This is a genomic window from Limnobacter sp., assembly GCF_036405155.1.
Taxonomy (GTDB): domain Bacteria; phylum Pseudomonadota; class Gammaproteobacteria; order Burkholderiales; family Burkholderiaceae_B; genus Limnobacter.
In genome coordinates this window covers 370,188-385,173 of sequence record NZ_DASWYD010000004.1, presented here as the reverse complement: position 1 = coordinate 385,173, position 14,986 = coordinate 370,188, and the positions used below count along the sequence as shown (strand labels likewise).

The following is a 14,986-nucleotide window of genomic DNA, read 5'->3' as shown; positions in this document are numbered from 1 at the left end:
GGAGACCTTGACCATGCTGATCGTGATTCCCGCTGTGTTGGATGCCGACGCGCTGCACACATGCCGAGCTGCTTTGCACACTGCGGATTGGACCGATGGCAAAGCCACAGCGGGTTCGCAGTCCGCATCGGTCAAGGTGAATCAACAACTGCCCGAACTGAGCCCCGTGGCGCAGCAACTGGGCAACCTGATTCTGAAAAAGCTGGGTGCTCACCCCCTCTTTCTGTCGGCTGCCTTGCCCAAAAGCATTTATCCGCCCCTGTTTAACCGCTACCGGGGTGGTGAACATTTTGGCGTGCATGTGGACAATGCCATTCGGCCCATCACCGGCACCACGCAACTCATTCGCACCGACCTGTCGGCCACCCTCTTTCTCATGGAGCCCGACAGCTATGAGGGTGGTGAGTTGGTGATTGAAAGCCAGTTTGGCTCGCAAGAGGTGAAACTGAACGCGGGGGACATGGTGCTGTACTCGGCCAGCAGCCTGCACCAAGTCAACGCAGTTACCCACGGTGAACGCCTGGCCGCATTCTTCTGGCTGCAAAGCCTGATTCGGGACGACGGTGTGCGCCAGTTGCTGTTTGATCTGGACCAAAGCATTCAACAGCTCACACAGGAAGTGGGTCAGCAACACCCCGAGGTGGTGCGGCTGACCGGTGTGTATCACAACCTGATGCGGCGGTATGCTGAACTTTGATTCATCCAAAAGTAAGCGGCTGGCACCACGAACAGCGACAACAAGGGGGCAGTGACCATACCCCCCACCATGGGTGCTGCAATACGCTGCATGACCTCGCTGCCCGTGCCACTGCTCCACAAAATGGGGAGCAAACCCGCCAGAATGGTGAACACGGTCATGGCCTTGGGTCGAACCCGAAGAACTGCCCCTTCCACAATCGCCTCCAGCAAATGGTCGTCACTGGTAAGCCCCCCCGCCAAGCGGGCCTTCCAGGCCTGGTTGAGGTACATCAACATCACCACACCAAACTCTGCTGCCACACCCGCCAAGGCAATGAGGCCCACCCCCACAGCAACCGACAAGTTGAACCCCAAAGCCCACACCAACCACAAGCCGCCGGTGAGTGCGATTGGCAAGGTGGCCATGATCAGCAGGCCCTGCCCCAAGGAACCAAAGGTGCCTGTCAGCAACACGAGAATAATCAGCAAGGTCATGGGCACGACGACGGTCAACCGCTGTGCGGCGCGCTCCAGGTATTCAAACTGCCCCGACCAGCTGATGGAATAACCGGGGGGCAGGCTCACGGATTGAGCCACTGCGTGTTGCATGTCCTTCACAGCAGCATCCAAGTCGCGCCCACGAATATCAACATACACATAGCCTGCCAGCCGCGCATTCTCGCTGCGAAGCATGGGTGGCCCTTCCGTCAGCGACACGCGGGCGACATCGCCCAGCAAGATTTGTTGCCCAAGCGGCGTTTGAATGGGCATGGTCGCCAACGCCCGGGGTGAATCCCGAAGCTCACGCGGGTAACGAATTTGAATGGGGTATCTCTCCAGTCCTTCAACGGTCTCACCCACCACCTGCCCCCCCACAGCACCACCGATCCAGGCTTGCACATCGGCCACTGTCATGCCGTAACGGGCTGCGGCTGCGCGGTCCACCGTCAGTTCAATGTAGCGGCCACCGGTCAGGCGCTCGGCCAGCGCGCTGGTCACACCGGCAACCGGTTTCACCGCCTGCTCAACCTGCCCTGCAATGCGGTCTATCGTGGCAAGGTCTGGCCCGGTCACCTTCACGCCCACCGGGCTTTTGATGCCGGTGGCCAACATGTCAATCCGGTTGCGAATGGGTGGCACCCAAATGTTGCTCAAACCGGGAACACGCACAGTGCGGTCCAATTCCTCCACCAATCGGTCTGGCGTCATGCCCGGTCGCCATTGGTCTCTGGGCTTGAACTGAATCACGGTTTCAAACATTTCGACCGGCGCCGGGTCTGTGGCTGTTTCGGCCCGCCCGGCCTTGCCATAGACGGAGGCCACCTCGGGCACCTGTTTGATCAGTCGGTCTGTTTGCTGCAGCAACTCGGCTGCCTTGCCAATCGACAAACCGGGCAGCGCGGTGGGCATGTACAGCACATCGCCCTCATCCAACGGGGGCATGAATTCAGACCCCAAATGCAACAACGGCCACAGGCTGAGCACGGTGAGCACACCGCCCAGCAACACCGTCAACCGGGGGTGCTTCAGGGCACGGTTCAGCAGGGGTCGATAGGCCGCCACCATCCAGCGGTTCAAGGGGTTGCGGTCTTCACCGGGCACCTGCCCGCGAATCAGGTACCCCATCAAGACCGGGATCAGGGTAACCGCCAACACCGCCGAAGCCGCCATGGCGTAGGTTTTGGTATACGCCAGCGGTGCAAAAAGGCGCCCCTCCTGGGCCTGCAAGGCAAACACTGGAACAAAGCTCAGGGTAATGATGAGCAAGGAGGCAAACAAGGCGGGGCCAACCTCGACAGATGCCTGCTGCATCAACTGCCAACGGGTGGGGGCATCGAGCGTTTCGTCCGGATGTTCCTGCTGCCAGCGTTCCAGGTGTTTGTGGGCGTTTTCAATCATCACCAGCGCAGCATCCACCATGGCCCCAATCGCGATCGCAATGCCCCCCAGCGACATCACATTGGCATTCACACCCTGAACCCGCATGACGATGAACGCGGCCAGGATACCCAGCGGCAATGACACCACCGCCACCAGCGATGAGCGCACATGCCAGAGAAACACAGCGCACACCAGCGAGACCACCAGCATTTCTTCCAGCAGCTTGTGGGTGAGGTTGGCAATGGCCGAGCGGATCAACGTCGACCGGTCGTACACGGGCACCAGCTCGACGCCCTTGGGCAAACCCGGTTTCAGTTTTTCAATGCTGGCCTTCACCGCCTCGATGGTGTCCAGTGCGTTTTTTCCGCTGCGCATCACCACCACACCGCCCACTGCCTCGCCCTCGCCATTGAGCTCGCCCACACCGCGCCGCATGTCTGGCCCCAGTTGAATGCGGGCCACGTCGCTCAGCACCACGGGCACACCCCGGTTATTGCCCTGAATCAGAATGGACCGGAAGTCGTCCAGCGAGGCGAGATAACCCGTGGCACGCACCATGTATTCGGCCTCGCCCAGTTCAATCACAGACCCACCTGCTTCCTGATTGGCCGACTCAATGGCGGACACCACGTCCTTGACGGACACGCCTCGCGCAGCCATGGCCAGCGGATTGAGCACCACCTGATACTGCTTCACAAAACCACCGATGGAGGCCACTTCGGACACGTTCAAGGCGGTTTTCAGTTGGGGCTTCAAGTACCAATCCTGAATGGACCGGAGTTGCGCCAAGTCCAGGCGGTGTGTGGTGTCTCGCAGCGCATACTGATACACCCAACCAACCCCGGTTGCATCCGGCCCCAGGGTACTTTTTGCACCCGCAGGCAAGGTGGACTGCGCCTGGTTCAAATACTCCAGAACCCGCGAACGCGCCCAGTACAGGTCCACGCCATCCTCGAAAATCACGTAGACAAAACTGTCCCCAAAAAAAGAGAAACCCCGAACATCCTTGGCTCCGGGCACAGACAACAGGGTGGTGGTGAGTGGATAGGTCACCTGCTTTTCCACAATCTGGGGTGCTTGCCCCGGGTAACTGGTGCGCACAATCACCTGCACATCCGACAGGTCTGGCAATGCGTCCACCGGTGTTTGCGGCAAGGTCAACAACCCCGCCACCGTGAGCATGGCGCTGGCCAGCAACACCAGCATCCGGTTGTGCACCGACCATTCAATCAGGCTGCGAATCATGGTTTGGCTCCAGCAGTTTCATTCAACCGATCTTCCAGACCGCGCAGACTGGCCTCCGAATCAATCAGGAACTGCCCCGACAACACCACCGATTGCCCTTCGGAAAGCCCGGACAACACCTCCACCTGACCGTTGTCCTCCAGCCCCAGTCGAACAGCCTGGGCGGCGAAATGCCCATTGCCCAAGTCGACCATGACCACAGTGCGCCGACCGGTGTCAATCACCGCCTCGGACGGCACCAGCACAGCAGGCTGGCGCTGCCCCACCGCCAGTCGGGCCGACACAAACTGACCCGGCATCAACTGGCGGCGGGTGTTGTCCACCTCAAGTCGAACAACAGCTGTGCGGGTCTGGTTGTTCAACTGGGGCAACACCGCCTGCACACGCGCCGGAAATGTGGTTCCGGGCTCAGCCGGGTTGCTCACCACGGCAGCCAAACCCACCTTGATCAATCCAAGCTGGGCCTGAGGCACCTCCACATCCAGCCACACGGAGTCCAGGGTGTTGATTTCCGCCAAAGGGGTGCCAGCCTGCACGGTCATGCCCTCACGCACCATCAATTGGGTGACCACACCAGTCTGGGGCGACACCACGGCCACAGCAGGAACAAGCTGCTGGCGTTGAACCACGGTTGAAATTTGGGCAGGGCTTAATCCCACCTGGCGCATGCGCTGCTTCGCCGCATCCAGCAAGGTGGCGTCCACCCAGGCACCGGCCTGCAGCAACGCCAGGTAATCGCGCTGTGCAGCCACCCAGTCGGGCGCATACAGCTGCACGACCAGTTGCCCGGCCCGCACGGGGTCGTAGGCGGCCTTCACCCCCAGCGACTCCACAAACCCCGTAGTCCGGGCCTGCAACACCACCCGGTGCCGCTCATTCCACTGCACGGTGCCCTGCGCAAGCGCGGTGGGGTTGAGGCTGGCCCGCTTCGCCACCGTCGTTCGAATGCCCAGGTTCTGCTGGATGCGGGGGCTGATGGCGATGGTGCCCGGGTCTGCGCCCGTGTTGGTCTGATAGGCCGGCACCAGCATCATGTCCATGAATGGGCTTTTTCCCGGCGCATCAAACCGTTTTCCGGGCACCATCGGGTCGTGGTAATACTGGATTTTCAATCCAGTTTCGGGGTCTACATCACCGGCTTTCAAGCCGCTGCTGATGTGCCGGCGAGTGGCCTCCTCCCCTTGCTCAATCGACCAGTTGCCCGGGTCGGTCGAAGGGTGCTGTGTCGAAACAGGCTCATGCCCTGAGCCTGCCATGGACATGCCCCGTTGCATGCCCAACCACCAAGCTGTGACTGCAATCAACAGAACAACCACCAAACCAATCGCTGCTTTGTACATCTGTTTCATGGATTTACTCCTGCGCAGTCAGATACTGAAGCTCAGCCCATGCCAAGGCCAGTTCCAGTTGTTGGCGCAAACTGTTCAGCTCAGCATTCAACGCTTCGCGTCGTGCATTGGCCAGGGTGGTCAGGGTGATTTTTCCGCTGGCGTAATCGGCTTGGGCCTGTTGGCTCACGGCCTTGGCCAGCGGCAGGATGGACTCTTTCGCAATCGTCCACTGGGTCAGCAAACTGTTGTATTGAATCAGCCGACGCTCCACCGAGTGCTGTAGCCTGCGCTGCAGCTCCAAGTACTCCGCCTGCATTTGGAGCACCCCGGCTTGCTGCGCCTCCACTGCCAAGGCCTGCTTTTCATCGGTGTTCCACAGCAGGGGACGTGAAGCGCCCACGGTCAGCATGTCCGAATATTGAGGTCCCCGGGCTGACAGCATCACGCTGTAGGTCCAGTCGGGTTCCAGACTCTCCCGGCTGAGGGCCAGTTGGGCCTGCGCCTTGGCAATGCTCTGTTGGGCCATGGTCAATTCCGGTACTTGCTCAATGTCGGTCATCAGGCTGTCCATGCGCCACTGGGTGTGGGTCAACCGCTGCGGATTGAAGTCGGCTGTGCGGGTTTCGGTGCCCACCCAACGTTTCAAATCGTGTTGGGCAATGTCCTGTTGGGCCTCTAGGCTTGCCAACAACTGTTGCCATTCCAGCAGCGCCATGTTGGCGTTCAGTACATCGGTGGCCGATTGTGTGCTGCTTTCAAAGCCAGCTTTTGCACCCAACAATTGCAGTTGCAATGCTTGTTGTTGTTGTTCTACGGATCGCAACATTTGAGCCGTCAACCATTGGCCAAACCAGGCCTTGGCGGTTTCAGTTTTGATAAAGCTCACCTGCTGGGCCCGTTCAACACGGGCCAGCATTTCATCGCTGGCAAACACGGTGGATTGTGCCTGTCGGCGTGCCTGCCGCACCCAGGTCTGCATGAAGCCGATGCTGCGCATGGTCATGAAGTCGCGCCCAACACTGAATGCATCCGCGCCATTGATGGGCAGGTTGGTCAACGACAGGTTCAAGACCGGGTCATCACCGGCCAGGCTGGCGCGCGACAGCAAACGTGCCACCTGCGCTTTGTTGTCTGCCGCCTGCAAGGCTTGTGAACGCCCCACCGCCCGTTCAATGGCTTCATCCAGCCCGATGGATGACTGACTGCCCAACGCTTGCTGCGCCTGGCTCAAGGTGTATTGGGCATCGGCCGCGTGTAGCGGCTGGACGACACAAAGAATACTCAAAAACAGCAACGGAACCACACATTGCCGCCGGCTGAAAAGGGCCATGGCCACTCTCCGATACATCAACAATAGAACATCCAGTGCCCCAACAGTGACTGTTTGGGGGCACACCCTTTCAATTCAAATCAGGAGGACTTTCAGGCTTTGGGGGGTTTGAATGGCACTGTGATGGCGGCATCCAGCCAAATGTCGGAGGGCATGGGCGCAGCCTGCTGGAAGGGCTGAAGAACACATTGAGTGCTGGTGAAATTGAACACAGCCAGTACTGGAGATGCCACGGCCACTTTTAAAACACAGGCCTCGGATTCACCTGACTTCGCCGCGGTGCTGGCAAGCCCCGTGAACTGCTGCGCAGAATGTGTCTCCAAGCTGGGCCATTCCATGCAGCACGGCATGGCCTGCATGCCCAGTTTCAGCACCAGACTGCACAGCACGATGAGATAGATCCAACGGGCAGCTTTCATCAACACAACACCAGCAACGAGGCCCTTAGTATCAGACAAGCATGCGGTGCTGTCCAGCCCGAGTAAGCCCCATGTGTAACTTTTCTCGGGTGGGGTTCGAATTCGTGAACACAGACCACCATCGAGGTTACCCATGGCGCACACCATCCCTTCCATCCACCCCCGTTGGGTCCGAATTTGGCATTGGCTGAATGCGCTGGCCGTCGTCGTCATGGTCACCAGTGGCTGGAAAATTTTCAATGCATCGCCGCTGTTCGCATGGTATTTCCCACCCGGGATTACGCTGGGTGGCTGGTTGGGCGGTGCCTTGCAGTGGCATTTTGCAGCCATGTGGTTGCTGGCGGCCAACCTGCTGGTCTACCTCGGGTTTTCAATCGTCACAGGGCGATTGCATCACACATTAATCGTCGGATTATTTCGCAATTTAGGCACAGATATCCGCGACTTTCTGCGTGGTCAACTCAGCCACACCAACCCTCTGCAATACAACGCCATTCAACAACTGGCTTATTTGGGTGTACTCGGCCTGCTTGGTTTGGTGATTTTGAGTGGACTGGTGCTGTGGAAGTCGGTTCAGTTTGGTCTGCTTCGGGACTTGTTGGGTGGATATGAAACAGCGCGCTGGATTCACTTTGGTGCCATGAGCGGGATTGTATTGTTCGTCTTGATTCACTTGGCCATGGTGGCCTTCGTGCCCCGCACACTGCTGGCCATGCTGGGCCTGAAACACACGGGAGCAAAATGATGGTCTACAAAAAACGCCAACTCCATATTGATTCCGAGGTTCAACAGGAGGCCAACCGGGCCTTGATAAAAATGGCGCCTAACCTTCAGCGGCGTGGCTTTTTACTCAGCTCTGGGTTGGGCACGCTCAGTCTGTTGTCAGGCTGCAGCCTGACGGATGAAGCCAGCGTAGAGAAGGCCCTGATGACAGTGTCGCGGTTCAACGACCGCGTGCAGGGTGCATTGTTCTCGCCCACAGCACTGGCCCCCACCTACACACCCGCTGACATGACACGCCCGTTTCCATTCAATGCCTATTACGGTGAAGAAGACGTTGTAACGGTTGACGAGGCCGATTACAGGCTGGAGCTGGCTGGGCTGATTGCCAACAAACAGGCCTGGACACTGGATGCGCTGCGCGCTCTGCCTCAAGAAGAACAAATCACGCGACATGTGTGCGTGGAGGGCTGGAGTGCCATTGGCCGCTGGGGTGGTGTGCGGTTTTCTAGCTTTTTAAAATTGATTGGTGCAGACACCACGGCCAAATATGTGGGCTTTAAATGTGCTGACGACTACTACACCAGCATCGACATGCCCACCGCCCTGCACCCACAAACCCTGCTGACACTGACCTACGATGGTGATGTGCTGCCGCCCAAATACGGTTTTCCCATGAAGTTGCGCATGCCCACCAAGCTGGGCTACAAAAACCCCAAACACATCACCACCCTGTTTGTGGCCAACGCCTACACCGGTGGCTATTGGGAAGACCAGGGCTACAACTGGTTTGGGGGTATTTAGTACACCTAGTGCAGCTTGACCAGCGGGGTGGCCCGCTTGGTTAAAAATCGCGCCATGGCCAGCAAGAATGTTTTGACTGGCCCCAGCACGGCATGGTGATGCATGAGGTGCAAACTCACGTACATGGACCGTGCGAAAAACCCTTCCACAAACACATTGCTGGCTTTGAACAAATTGCCCATCAGGCTGCCGACCGAGCTGCGCGTGCCCAAGGACACCAGCGACCCGTGGTCTTTGTACAAATAGGGCTTGCCACTGGGTGGACGCCCTTTGCTTTCCGCAACAAAGCGGGCCACCAGGTAATCTGCCTGCTGATGTGCAGACTGTGCACGGGGCGGCACCCAACTGCCGTCGGGTTGAGGACAGGCTGCGCAATCGCCCAGCGAAAAAATGGCAGCATGCCCTTTGACTTGCAAGTTGGCTTCCACTTCCAGCTGATTGTTTCGGTTCACCGGCAAACCCAGGGTGGCCAACAAAGCCGGTGCCTTGATACCCGCTGCCCACACACACAAATCCGCTTTGTATTGATTGCCCGCAGCATCCAACACCTGCTTGGGCGAAATATCCACCACCTTGCACTGGTTGACGATGTTCACATGGCGCGCTTCCAGCAGTGCCTTTGCTGCGTCGGACACATTCTCTGGCAACACCGGCAGGATTTTTGTTGCGCCTTCCAGAAGGGTGATGTTCACATCGCGCGCAGCGTCAATGTGGCGGAACCCAAACCGGCTGTGTACATGGCTGGCCTCACGCAGCTCGGCTGCAAGCTCAACACCGGTGGCACCGGCACCAATGATGACGATGTTCAAACTGGCTGAGGGGTCTTCCTGCTTGCGCAGGTCCAGCATGGCCAGTTGTTTGAGCATCTTCAGCCGAAAACTTTCAGCTTGCTGGGGGCCGTCCAGGGAGATGGTGTGCTCGGCTGCACCGTTCACACCGAAGTAATTGGACTGGCTTCCGATCGCAATCACCAAACGGTCATAGTGCAAGGTTCGTTTGGGCAGCACTTCATCACCGGCGTCATCCAACACTGGTGACAAGGTGATGTGTCGAGTATCTGTCTGCAAACCATCCAGACTGCCCAACACAAAATTGAAACTGTTGTTGTAGGCCAGCATGGAATAAGACAGGCCTTCCTGGTGTATGTCCAGAGTGCCCGCAGCCACTTCGTGCAACGAGGGTTTCCAGATGTGGTAGGTTTTTGCGTCCACCAAGGTGACGCACTTGGGGCCGAGTTCAGGCCCAAACTTGCGGCCGAGTTTGCAGGCCAATTCAAGGCCACCAGCGCCACCACCCACGATGACAATGTTTGACAGGTTCATGGAATGAGCCTCCTCTTCGGATTACATGACTGGCTACTTCTGTCATGTTAACGAAATTTTGTGCAGCGCACAATCACCATGGCAAAGCTGGGGCCTGCAGGCGGGGCGCTGGCTCACCATTGGCTTGCAACACAACTGGAAAACGGCTCGTGCCCTGCTCCCAATCCGCTTGGGCCCGTGCAATGGCTTCTTTGCTGTGTGCCACAAAATTCCACCACATCTGGACGGGCTGTTCGAAGGGCTCGCCACCCAACACCAGGATTCGGGAACAGGCATTGAGTTTCAGGCTCAAGGTTTGAGCCTCTACATTCCCCCCACGGGGAAGGACCACACAGGTTTGAGAATCAACAACCTCCCCCTGCACTGAACATCCCCCTTCCAACACGAGCACCGCGTATTCAAACGCAGCGTTGGTTGGCAAATCAATCGGGCAGGCCACCGTGTTTCGCAGCTCCAAAGCCAGCAAGGGGGAATGGACCTCGGTCGGTGCACGATGCCCGGCCAACTCCCCAACCAACAGTGTGAATTGCACCTGTTGCTCAGTCCACACTGGCAGTTTGTCGTAGTGCTGAAAGCGTGGCTCGCAGTGTTGCAAATGTTCCGGGAGGGCGATCCACAACTGGGCCGCATGCAGGCTGGTACCATCCGTCACTGAATCCTCAGTGTGCACAATGCCCCGCCCGGCCGTCATCAGGTTCACCTGTCCGGGCTTGATGGGCTGCACATGCCCAAGGCTGTCCCGGTGCATCACTTCACCGTCCATCAGCCAGGTGAAGGTTTGCAACCCGATGTGCGGATGCGCCCCCACATGCATGCCTTTGCCTTGAGCAAACCGCACTGGCCCCGCATGGTCCAGAAAGCACCAGGCACCCACCATCCGATGCAACTTGCTGGGCAAAGCACGGCGAACCAAAAAGCCCTCACCCAGGTCGGCTGCACGCAAGGGGATGTGAATCAGTGTGCTCATGGCGACTCCGGGTGGAGGGTGTTATAGGCCCAACCGTGGATGAGGTTTTTCAAGGCCATTAAACCATCGGTGAGACAGGCCGGCCCTGGCTGCAAAATCAGCGGAGATTTGATTTCAAACACATGGCCAGATTTCACGGCAGGAACCGCCTCCCAGCCTGGGCGCGCAGACACTTGCTCGGGACGAAATTTCTTGCCACACCAAGAGCCGATGATGAGGTCTGGCTGACGGACCACAATCTCACGGGTGTCTGCAATGATTCGATTTTTTCCCAGACTTTCACGGGCCAACTCGGGAAAAATATCGGTTCCGCCTGCCAGGTTGATCAATTCAGACACCCACTGAATGGCGCTAATGGCCGGTGTGTCCCACTCCTCAAAATACACACGCGGATGACGCGGCAAACGGGCGGATTCGGCCGCCACAGTGTCCAAGTTGCGCTGCATTTCCGCGAGCAATTCAAGCCCACGGGCTTGTGCATTGACCATGGAAGCCACTTGAAACAGCATGTCCAGGATTTCGGGAATGCTGCGCTGGTTAAACACGGTGACTTGTATGCCATGGCGAATAAGCTGCGCAGCAATGTCAGCCTGCAGGTCTGAAAAGCCAAAAACACAATCGGGCTTCAAGTCCAGAATGTGATCAATTTTGGCACTCAAAAAGGCACTGACTTTCGGCTTTTCCTGACGCGCCCGCTTGGGGCGAACCGTGTAGCCGGAAATGCCCACGATGCGGTGCTCTTGGCCGAGCAAATACAGCCACTCCGTGGTTTCCTCGGTGAGGCACACAATGCGCTGGGGGCCTTTGGGTGTGAAGCTCATGCAATGACCTCGGCCGAGGCCTGCAACCTGCGCCGCGACCAACGATTCAAGGGAATGGCCGCCAGGTACATGACAGCACCAAACACACTCATGGCCGTGAACGCTTCTGGATCGGTGTTCAAGCTGCTCAGTACCAAAATGCTCAATGTGAGGTTCCGGATCAGCGCGGTGATGGCCAGGCCTTTCTGGCCTTCAGCCCACAAACCGCCCACACACAAAGTGACCACCAGCAGGCTGGAGGCTGCCGCCAAATCCCAATGCTGGGGCAACTTGGGCAACTCGCGCACCGCAACGAATACGATCAACAAGACCACACTCCAGTTGCCCGCCGCTTCGAGACGTGTGCGCCAAGGTGCTGGCACGTGCTGATGGCGGGAACACCACTGCCCCAACACCCATGGCAGGCCCACTGCAAACAACAACACAGCCAGAACCAGCAAGGCCTGCTGAAGCGCCTGACGGTTGTCCATCAACAAAAATGTGACCAATGGAATGGACACCAGCGCCACCACAGCGCTGACCACCAGTCGGGAAGAGACTGCCCCGGGTTTGGCCCCAACGGCCAAGGCCATCGGTACCGAGGAAGTTCCAGTACCAGCAAGGATGCACACCGACAAGCCAAGCAAGGCCGGCAGCGACAGAACACCCAGCGATTGAAGCAAGAGCAGCACGAGCAATGGGCTCACATAATGAGCCCACCAGAATCGAACGGCATGGTTTGTCCGCCAGCCCGGTAAATCAGCGGGTGTTTTAAGGCCCAGGTTGAACATCACCAACCAGGCAGACAGCGGGGCGATAAACTGCAGGATTGAGTTCAATGGCCTTTTTTAGCGAGCTCCAGAAGCTGAAACACTACCATGCCACCCAGCATGGATGCCACAAACACAATCGCCTTGGCGCTACCCGCACCCACACCGAACAAGCCCAAGGCAACCAAAGCGGGACCAGGGCAAAAACCGGCAATGCCCCAACCCACCCCAAACATGAGGCTGCCGATGACCAGGCGTCGGTCAATTTCACTGGCTTTGGGCAAGCGCATGTCTGCACCCAAGAACGACACCTTGCGCTTGCGTGCCACCGTGAATGCAATCAAGCCCACCGCAATCGCACCGCCCATCACAAAGGCCAGGGATGGGTCCCACTGGCCAGCCAAATCCAAAAAACCGAGCACTTTGGCTGGGTTGGCCATGCCAGAAACAATCAGCCCGAAACCAAAAATCAAACCCACCAGCAACGAAACAACTGCAGTCATGACAAATTCTCCTTAAAGGCCGAAGGCATGACGAACCACGTACACCGTGGCAAAGCCTGCAGCCATGAAACTGACCGTGGCGACCAACGAGCGTGGCGACAAGCGGGACAAACCACACACACCATGACCGCTGGTGCAACCCGACCCATAACGTGTGCCCAAGCCGACCAGCAACCCTCCCAGCACCAAGGCACCAAAACCGACATCAATCTGGCTGTGCACAGGGCCTACAAACAAGGTATACAACACCGGCGCCAACACCAGGCCACCCACAAAGGCCACACGCCAAGCCATGTCACCCGGCGTGGGCCGAAGCAAGCCACCCAAAATGCCGCTGATGCCCGCAATTCGGCCATTGAGCAGCACAAACAAGGCTGCAGACAAACCGATGAGCAAACCACCCGCCAGCGAGGCCCACGGTGTGAATGAATTCCAGTCGATGGTCATGTGTTGTCTCCGGTTGGACAATAAAGGTCGTACATCAGCCCGAGCATTTGCAACAAACGCGGGTCTGCCACTCGATAAAAAATCCGTTTGCCGTCGCGTCGTGTGTCCACCACACCCTCGTTGCGCAACACACCCAATTGTTGCGACAAGGTGGGCTGGCGGATGTCCAGACGCGCTTCAAGGTCACTCACACACAGTTCCTCTTGCGACAGTTGGCACAACAGCAACAGGCGGTCTTCGTTGGCCATCAGCTTCAGCACGCCAACCGCCTCGGTGGCGGCCTCGCGCATGCGCTGCGGGTCCAGATTGTGTACTTTCATGGTGGTGTTTCGCACTTATACATGATTTGACATCAATATATATTTTTATATACTATTAGTCAATAGATTGATTTTGGTGTGCACCATGCACGCAGGAGCCAGCGCCATGCAGACCCATGTTCAAGCCTTCTTTGACCCAACCACCTGGACGGTGAGTTACGTGGTGGTGGACTTGGCGACACGGCATGCCGCCATCATCGACCCAGTGCTGGATTTCAATGTGAAGTCCGGGCGCACCACCACACAGTCTGCAGACCGCATCATTGGTTATGTGTTGAGCGAACAACTGACCGTGGACTGGATATTGGAAACCCATGCGCATGCAGACCATTTGTCGAGCGCACGCTACCTGCAGCAGACCCTGGGTGGAAAAATCGCCATCGGTGAAAACATTCGGCAGGTGCAGGCGGTGTTCAAAAAACTGTTCAACCTGGAACGCAACTTTTTGCCCGACGGCAGTCAGTTTGACCACCTGTTTGTCGATGGCGAAACCTTTCGGATTGGCGAGACGGTGGTAACCGCGCTGCTGGTGCCCGGACACACCCCAGCGGATATGGCGTACGTGCTGGACGGTGCTGTGTTTGTGGGCGACACCCTGTTCATGCCCGATGTAGGATCTGCCCGGGCTGATTTTCCGGGTGGAGATGCACACACCCTGTACCAGTCCATGAAGCGGATACTCAGCTTGCCCGCTAACACGCGCATGTACGTCTGCCACGACTACCCGCCCAAAGGCCGTGAAACCCGCTGGGAAACCACGGTGGCTGAGCAACGCGCACACAACATTCATGTGCGGGATGGCATTTCGGAAGATGAATTTGTGGCCATGCGCAAGGCGCGGGATGCGACGCTGGAAGTGCCCGCGCTCATCATTCCATCCATCCAGATCAATGTGCGCGCAGGGCAAATGCCGCCACCGGAAGACGATGGGGTGAGTTATCTGAAGGTGCCCTTGAACGTGCTGGGTAGCGCCTGAAGTCGAGGGATTTAAACAGGCTCAGCCCTTGAGCTTTTCACCCGCTGGACCGTGCACTGAAATGCTGACCGGTATGCCAGCCGCCACGCTTTGAGTCACCGTGCAAAAACCTTCAAACTGAGCCAATGCCCGGTCCAGTTGCTCCAGCGTGGCCGGGTCATCCTGAATGTGCAAAGCAGCCTGCAATGACAACACCCGCATTTTTCCGTCCGGGTTTCGGCCCACCTCCGCTTGTACCTCGCAGCGCAAGGGCTGGGGTTCATTCTTGAATTTTTTCAGGGCAAAGTAGAAAGACGCGGTGAGGCAATTGCCCACAGCGGACGCCAACAGTTGGACCGGAGACGGGCCAGTACCCGTGCCCAGCGGTGCAGGTTCATCCGTGGTGATGGGGGCAAGCCCTTCACCAAAGTGGGTTTGGCATTGGAAGCCTTGCTGCTGAACAACCGTGATGCGTTCCATGGTCTTTCTCCCAA

16 protein-coding genes are annotated in these 14,986 nt (G+C 57.9%); 4 read left to right on the top strand and 12 right to left on the bottom strand.

The features are described 5' to 3' along the window. Window positions 1-13: 13 nt before the first annotated feature. Window positions 14-697 (top strand): Fe2+-dependent dioxygenase, encoded by a 684-nt coding sequence (locus VGE55_RS05665; RefSeq protein WP_331130726.1) that lies wholly within the window; start codon window positions 14-16, stop codon window positions 695-697. Here the strand turns inward: VGE55_RS05665 and VGE55_RS05660 are convergent. The 4 genes from VGE55_RS05660 to VGE55_RS05645 form a co-directional block, all read right to left on the bottom strand. Continuing rightward, window positions 664-3,804 carry an efflux RND transporter permease subunit gene (locus VGE55_RS05660; protein ID WP_331130725.1) on the bottom strand — a complete coding sequence of 1,047 codons (3,141 nt, stop codon included), beginning with the start codon at window positions 3,802-3,804 and terminating at the stop codon, window positions 664-666. The genes VGE55_RS05665 and VGE55_RS05660 overlap by 34 nt on opposite strands. Next, a complete protein-coding gene (locus VGE55_RS05655) occupies window positions 3,801-5,153 on the bottom strand; it encodes an efflux RND transporter periplasmic adaptor subunit (RefSeq protein ID WP_331130724.1) in 1,353 nt (450 codons plus the stop codon). Before VGE55_RS05655 ends, VGE55_RS05660 begins: the two co-directional genes overlap by 4 nt. A 4-nt stretch (window positions 5,154-5,157) precedes the next feature. Then, entirely contained in the window at window positions 5,158-6,465 is a 1,308-nt protein-coding gene (locus VGE55_RS05650; protein WP_331130723.1) for a TolC family protein, read from the bottom strand. Window positions 6,466-6,557: 92 nt separating this feature from the next. Then, entirely contained in the window at window positions 6,558-6,884 is a 327-nt protein-coding gene (locus VGE55_RS05645; RefSeq protein WP_331130722.1) for a hypothetical protein, read from the bottom strand. A gap of 133 nt (window positions 6,885-7,017) precedes the next feature. Here VGE55_RS05645 and VGE55_RS05640 point away from each other — a divergent pair, with 133 nt between their 5' ends. Next, on the top strand, window positions 7,018-7,629 hold the full coding sequence (locus VGE55_RS05640; RefSeq protein WP_331130721.1) for a cytochrome b/b6 domain-containing protein: 612 nt from the start codon (window positions 7,018-7,020) through the stop codon (window positions 7,627-7,629). Then, window positions 7,626-8,408, top strand: coding sequence for a molybdopterin-dependent oxidoreductase (locus VGE55_RS05635; protein WP_331130720.1), 783 nt, complete (start codon window positions 7,626-7,628; stop codon window positions 8,406-8,408). The genes VGE55_RS05640 and VGE55_RS05635 overlap by 4 nt, the downstream gene beginning before the upstream one ends. A 5-nt stretch (window positions 8,409-8,413) precedes the next feature. Here VGE55_RS05635 and VGE55_RS05630 read toward each other — a convergent pair whose 3' ends face one another. The 7 genes from VGE55_RS05630 to VGE55_RS05600 all read right to left on the bottom strand — a co-directional run bounded on the left by VGE55_RS05630 (window position 8,414) and on the right by VGE55_RS05600 (window position 13,537). Next, a complete protein-coding gene (locus VGE55_RS05630; protein ID WP_331130719.1) occupies window positions 8,414-9,730 on the bottom strand; it encodes an NAD(P)/FAD-dependent oxidoreductase in 1,317 nt (438 codons plus the stop codon). 73 nt (window positions 9,731-9,803) lie between these two features. Then, complete coding sequence (locus VGE55_RS05625) at window positions 9,804-10,697, bottom strand: pirin family protein (protein ID WP_331130718.1); 894 nt, start codon at window positions 10,695-10,697, stop codon at window positions 9,804-9,806. After that, window positions 10,694-11,518, bottom strand: coding sequence for a cobalamin-binding protein (locus tag VGE55_RS05620; protein ID WP_331130717.1), 825 nt, complete (start codon window positions 11,516-11,518; stop codon window positions 10,694-10,696). The genes VGE55_RS05625 and VGE55_RS05620 overlap by 4 nt, the downstream gene beginning before the upstream one ends. Next, complete coding sequence (locus tag VGE55_RS05615; protein ID WP_331130716.1) at window positions 11,515-12,204, bottom strand: hypothetical protein; 690 nt, start codon at window positions 12,202-12,204, stop codon at window positions 11,515-11,517. Before VGE55_RS05615 ends, VGE55_RS05620 begins: the two co-directional genes overlap by 4 nt. A 128-nt stretch (window positions 12,205-12,332) precedes the next feature. Further along, complete coding sequence (locus VGE55_RS05610) at window positions 12,333-12,770, bottom strand: YeeE/YedE family protein (RefSeq protein WP_331130715.1); 438 nt, start codon at window positions 12,768-12,770, stop codon at window positions 12,333-12,335. A gap of 12 nt (window positions 12,771-12,782) precedes the next feature. Next, the gene (locus tag VGE55_RS05605; protein WP_331130714.1) at window positions 12,783-13,217 is read right to left on the bottom strand and encodes a YeeE/YedE family protein; all 435 of its coding nucleotides are present in this window, start codon (window positions 13,215-13,217) and stop codon (window positions 12,783-12,785) included. Continuing rightward, window positions 13,214-13,537, bottom strand: a complete 324-nt coding sequence (locus tag VGE55_RS05600) for a metalloregulator ArsR/SmtB family transcription factor (RefSeq protein ID WP_331130713.1) — start codon at window positions 13,535-13,537, stop codon at window positions 13,214-13,216. Before VGE55_RS05600 ends, VGE55_RS05605 begins: the two co-directional genes overlap by 4 nt. A gap of 85 nt (window positions 13,538-13,622) precedes the next feature. On the opposite strand from VGE55_RS05600, the gene VGE55_RS05595 reads away from it, so the two are divergent. Next, complete coding sequence (locus VGE55_RS05595; RefSeq protein ID WP_331130712.1) at window positions 13,623-14,513, top strand: MBL fold metallo-hydrolase; 891 nt, start codon at window positions 13,623-13,625, stop codon at window positions 14,511-14,513. A gap of 21 nt (window positions 14,514-14,534) precedes the next feature. On the opposite strand, the gene VGE55_RS05590 is transcribed toward VGE55_RS05595, so the two are convergent. After that, window positions 14,535-14,972, bottom strand: coding sequence for an OsmC family protein (locus VGE55_RS05590; protein ID WP_331130711.1), 438 nt, complete (start codon window positions 14,970-14,972; stop codon window positions 14,535-14,537). Window positions 14,973-14,986: the final 14 nt, after the last annotated feature.

Coding starts and splice junctions, on each gene's coding strand:
- VGE55_RS05665 (WP_331130726.1), top strand. CDS start 14: ATGCTGATCGTGATTCCCGCTGTGTTGGATGCCGACGCGCTGCACACA.
- VGE55_RS05660 (WP_331130725.1), bottom strand. CDS start 3,804: ATGATTCGCAGCCTGATTGAATGGTCGGTGCACAACCGGATGCTGGTG.
- VGE55_RS05655 (WP_331130724.1), bottom strand. CDS start 5,153: ATGAAACAGATGTACAAAGCAGCGATTGGTTTGGTGGTTGTTCTGTTG.
- VGE55_RS05650 (WP_331130723.1), bottom strand. CDS start 6,465: ATGGCCCTTTTCAGCCGGCGGCAATGTGTGGTTCCGTTGCTGTTTTTG.
- VGE55_RS05645 (WP_331130722.1), bottom strand. CDS start 6,884: ATGAAAGCTGCCCGTTGGATCTATCTCATCGTGCTGTGCAGTCTGGTG.
- VGE55_RS05640 (WP_331130721.1), top strand. CDS start 7,018: ATGGCGCACACCATCCCTTCCATCCACCCCCGTTGGGTCCGAATTTGG.
- VGE55_RS05635 (WP_331130720.1), top strand. CDS start 7,626: ATGATGGTCTACAAAAAACGCCAACTCCATATTGATTCCGAGGTTCAA.
- VGE55_RS05630 (WP_331130719.1), bottom strand. CDS start 9,730: ATGAACCTGTCAAACATTGTCATCGTGGGTGGTGGCGCTGGTGGCCTT.
- VGE55_RS05625 (WP_331130718.1), bottom strand. CDS start 10,697: ATGAGCACACTGATTCACATCCCCTTGCGTGCAGCCGACCTGGGTGAG.
- VGE55_RS05620 (WP_331130717.1), bottom strand. CDS start 11,518: ATGAGCTTCACACCCAAAGGCCCCCAGCGCATTGTGTGCCTCACCGAG.
- VGE55_RS05610 (WP_331130715.1), bottom strand. CDS start 12,770: ATGACTGCAGTTGTTTCGTTGCTGGTGGGTTTGATTTTTGGTTTCGGG.
- VGE55_RS05605 (WP_331130714.1), bottom strand. CDS start 13,217: ATGACCATCGACTGGAATTCATTCACACCGTGGGCCTCGCTGGCGGGT.
- VGE55_RS05600 (WP_331130713.1), bottom strand. CDS start 13,537: ATGAAAGTACACAATCTGGACCCGCAGCGCATGCGCGAGGCCGCCACC.
- VGE55_RS05595 (WP_331130712.1), top strand. CDS start 13,623: ATGCACGCAGGAGCCAGCGCCATGCAGACCCATGTTCAAGCCTTCTTT.
- VGE55_RS05590 (WP_331130711.1), bottom strand. CDS start 14,972: ATGGAACGCATCACGGTTGTTCAGCAGCAAGGCTTCCAATGCCAAACC.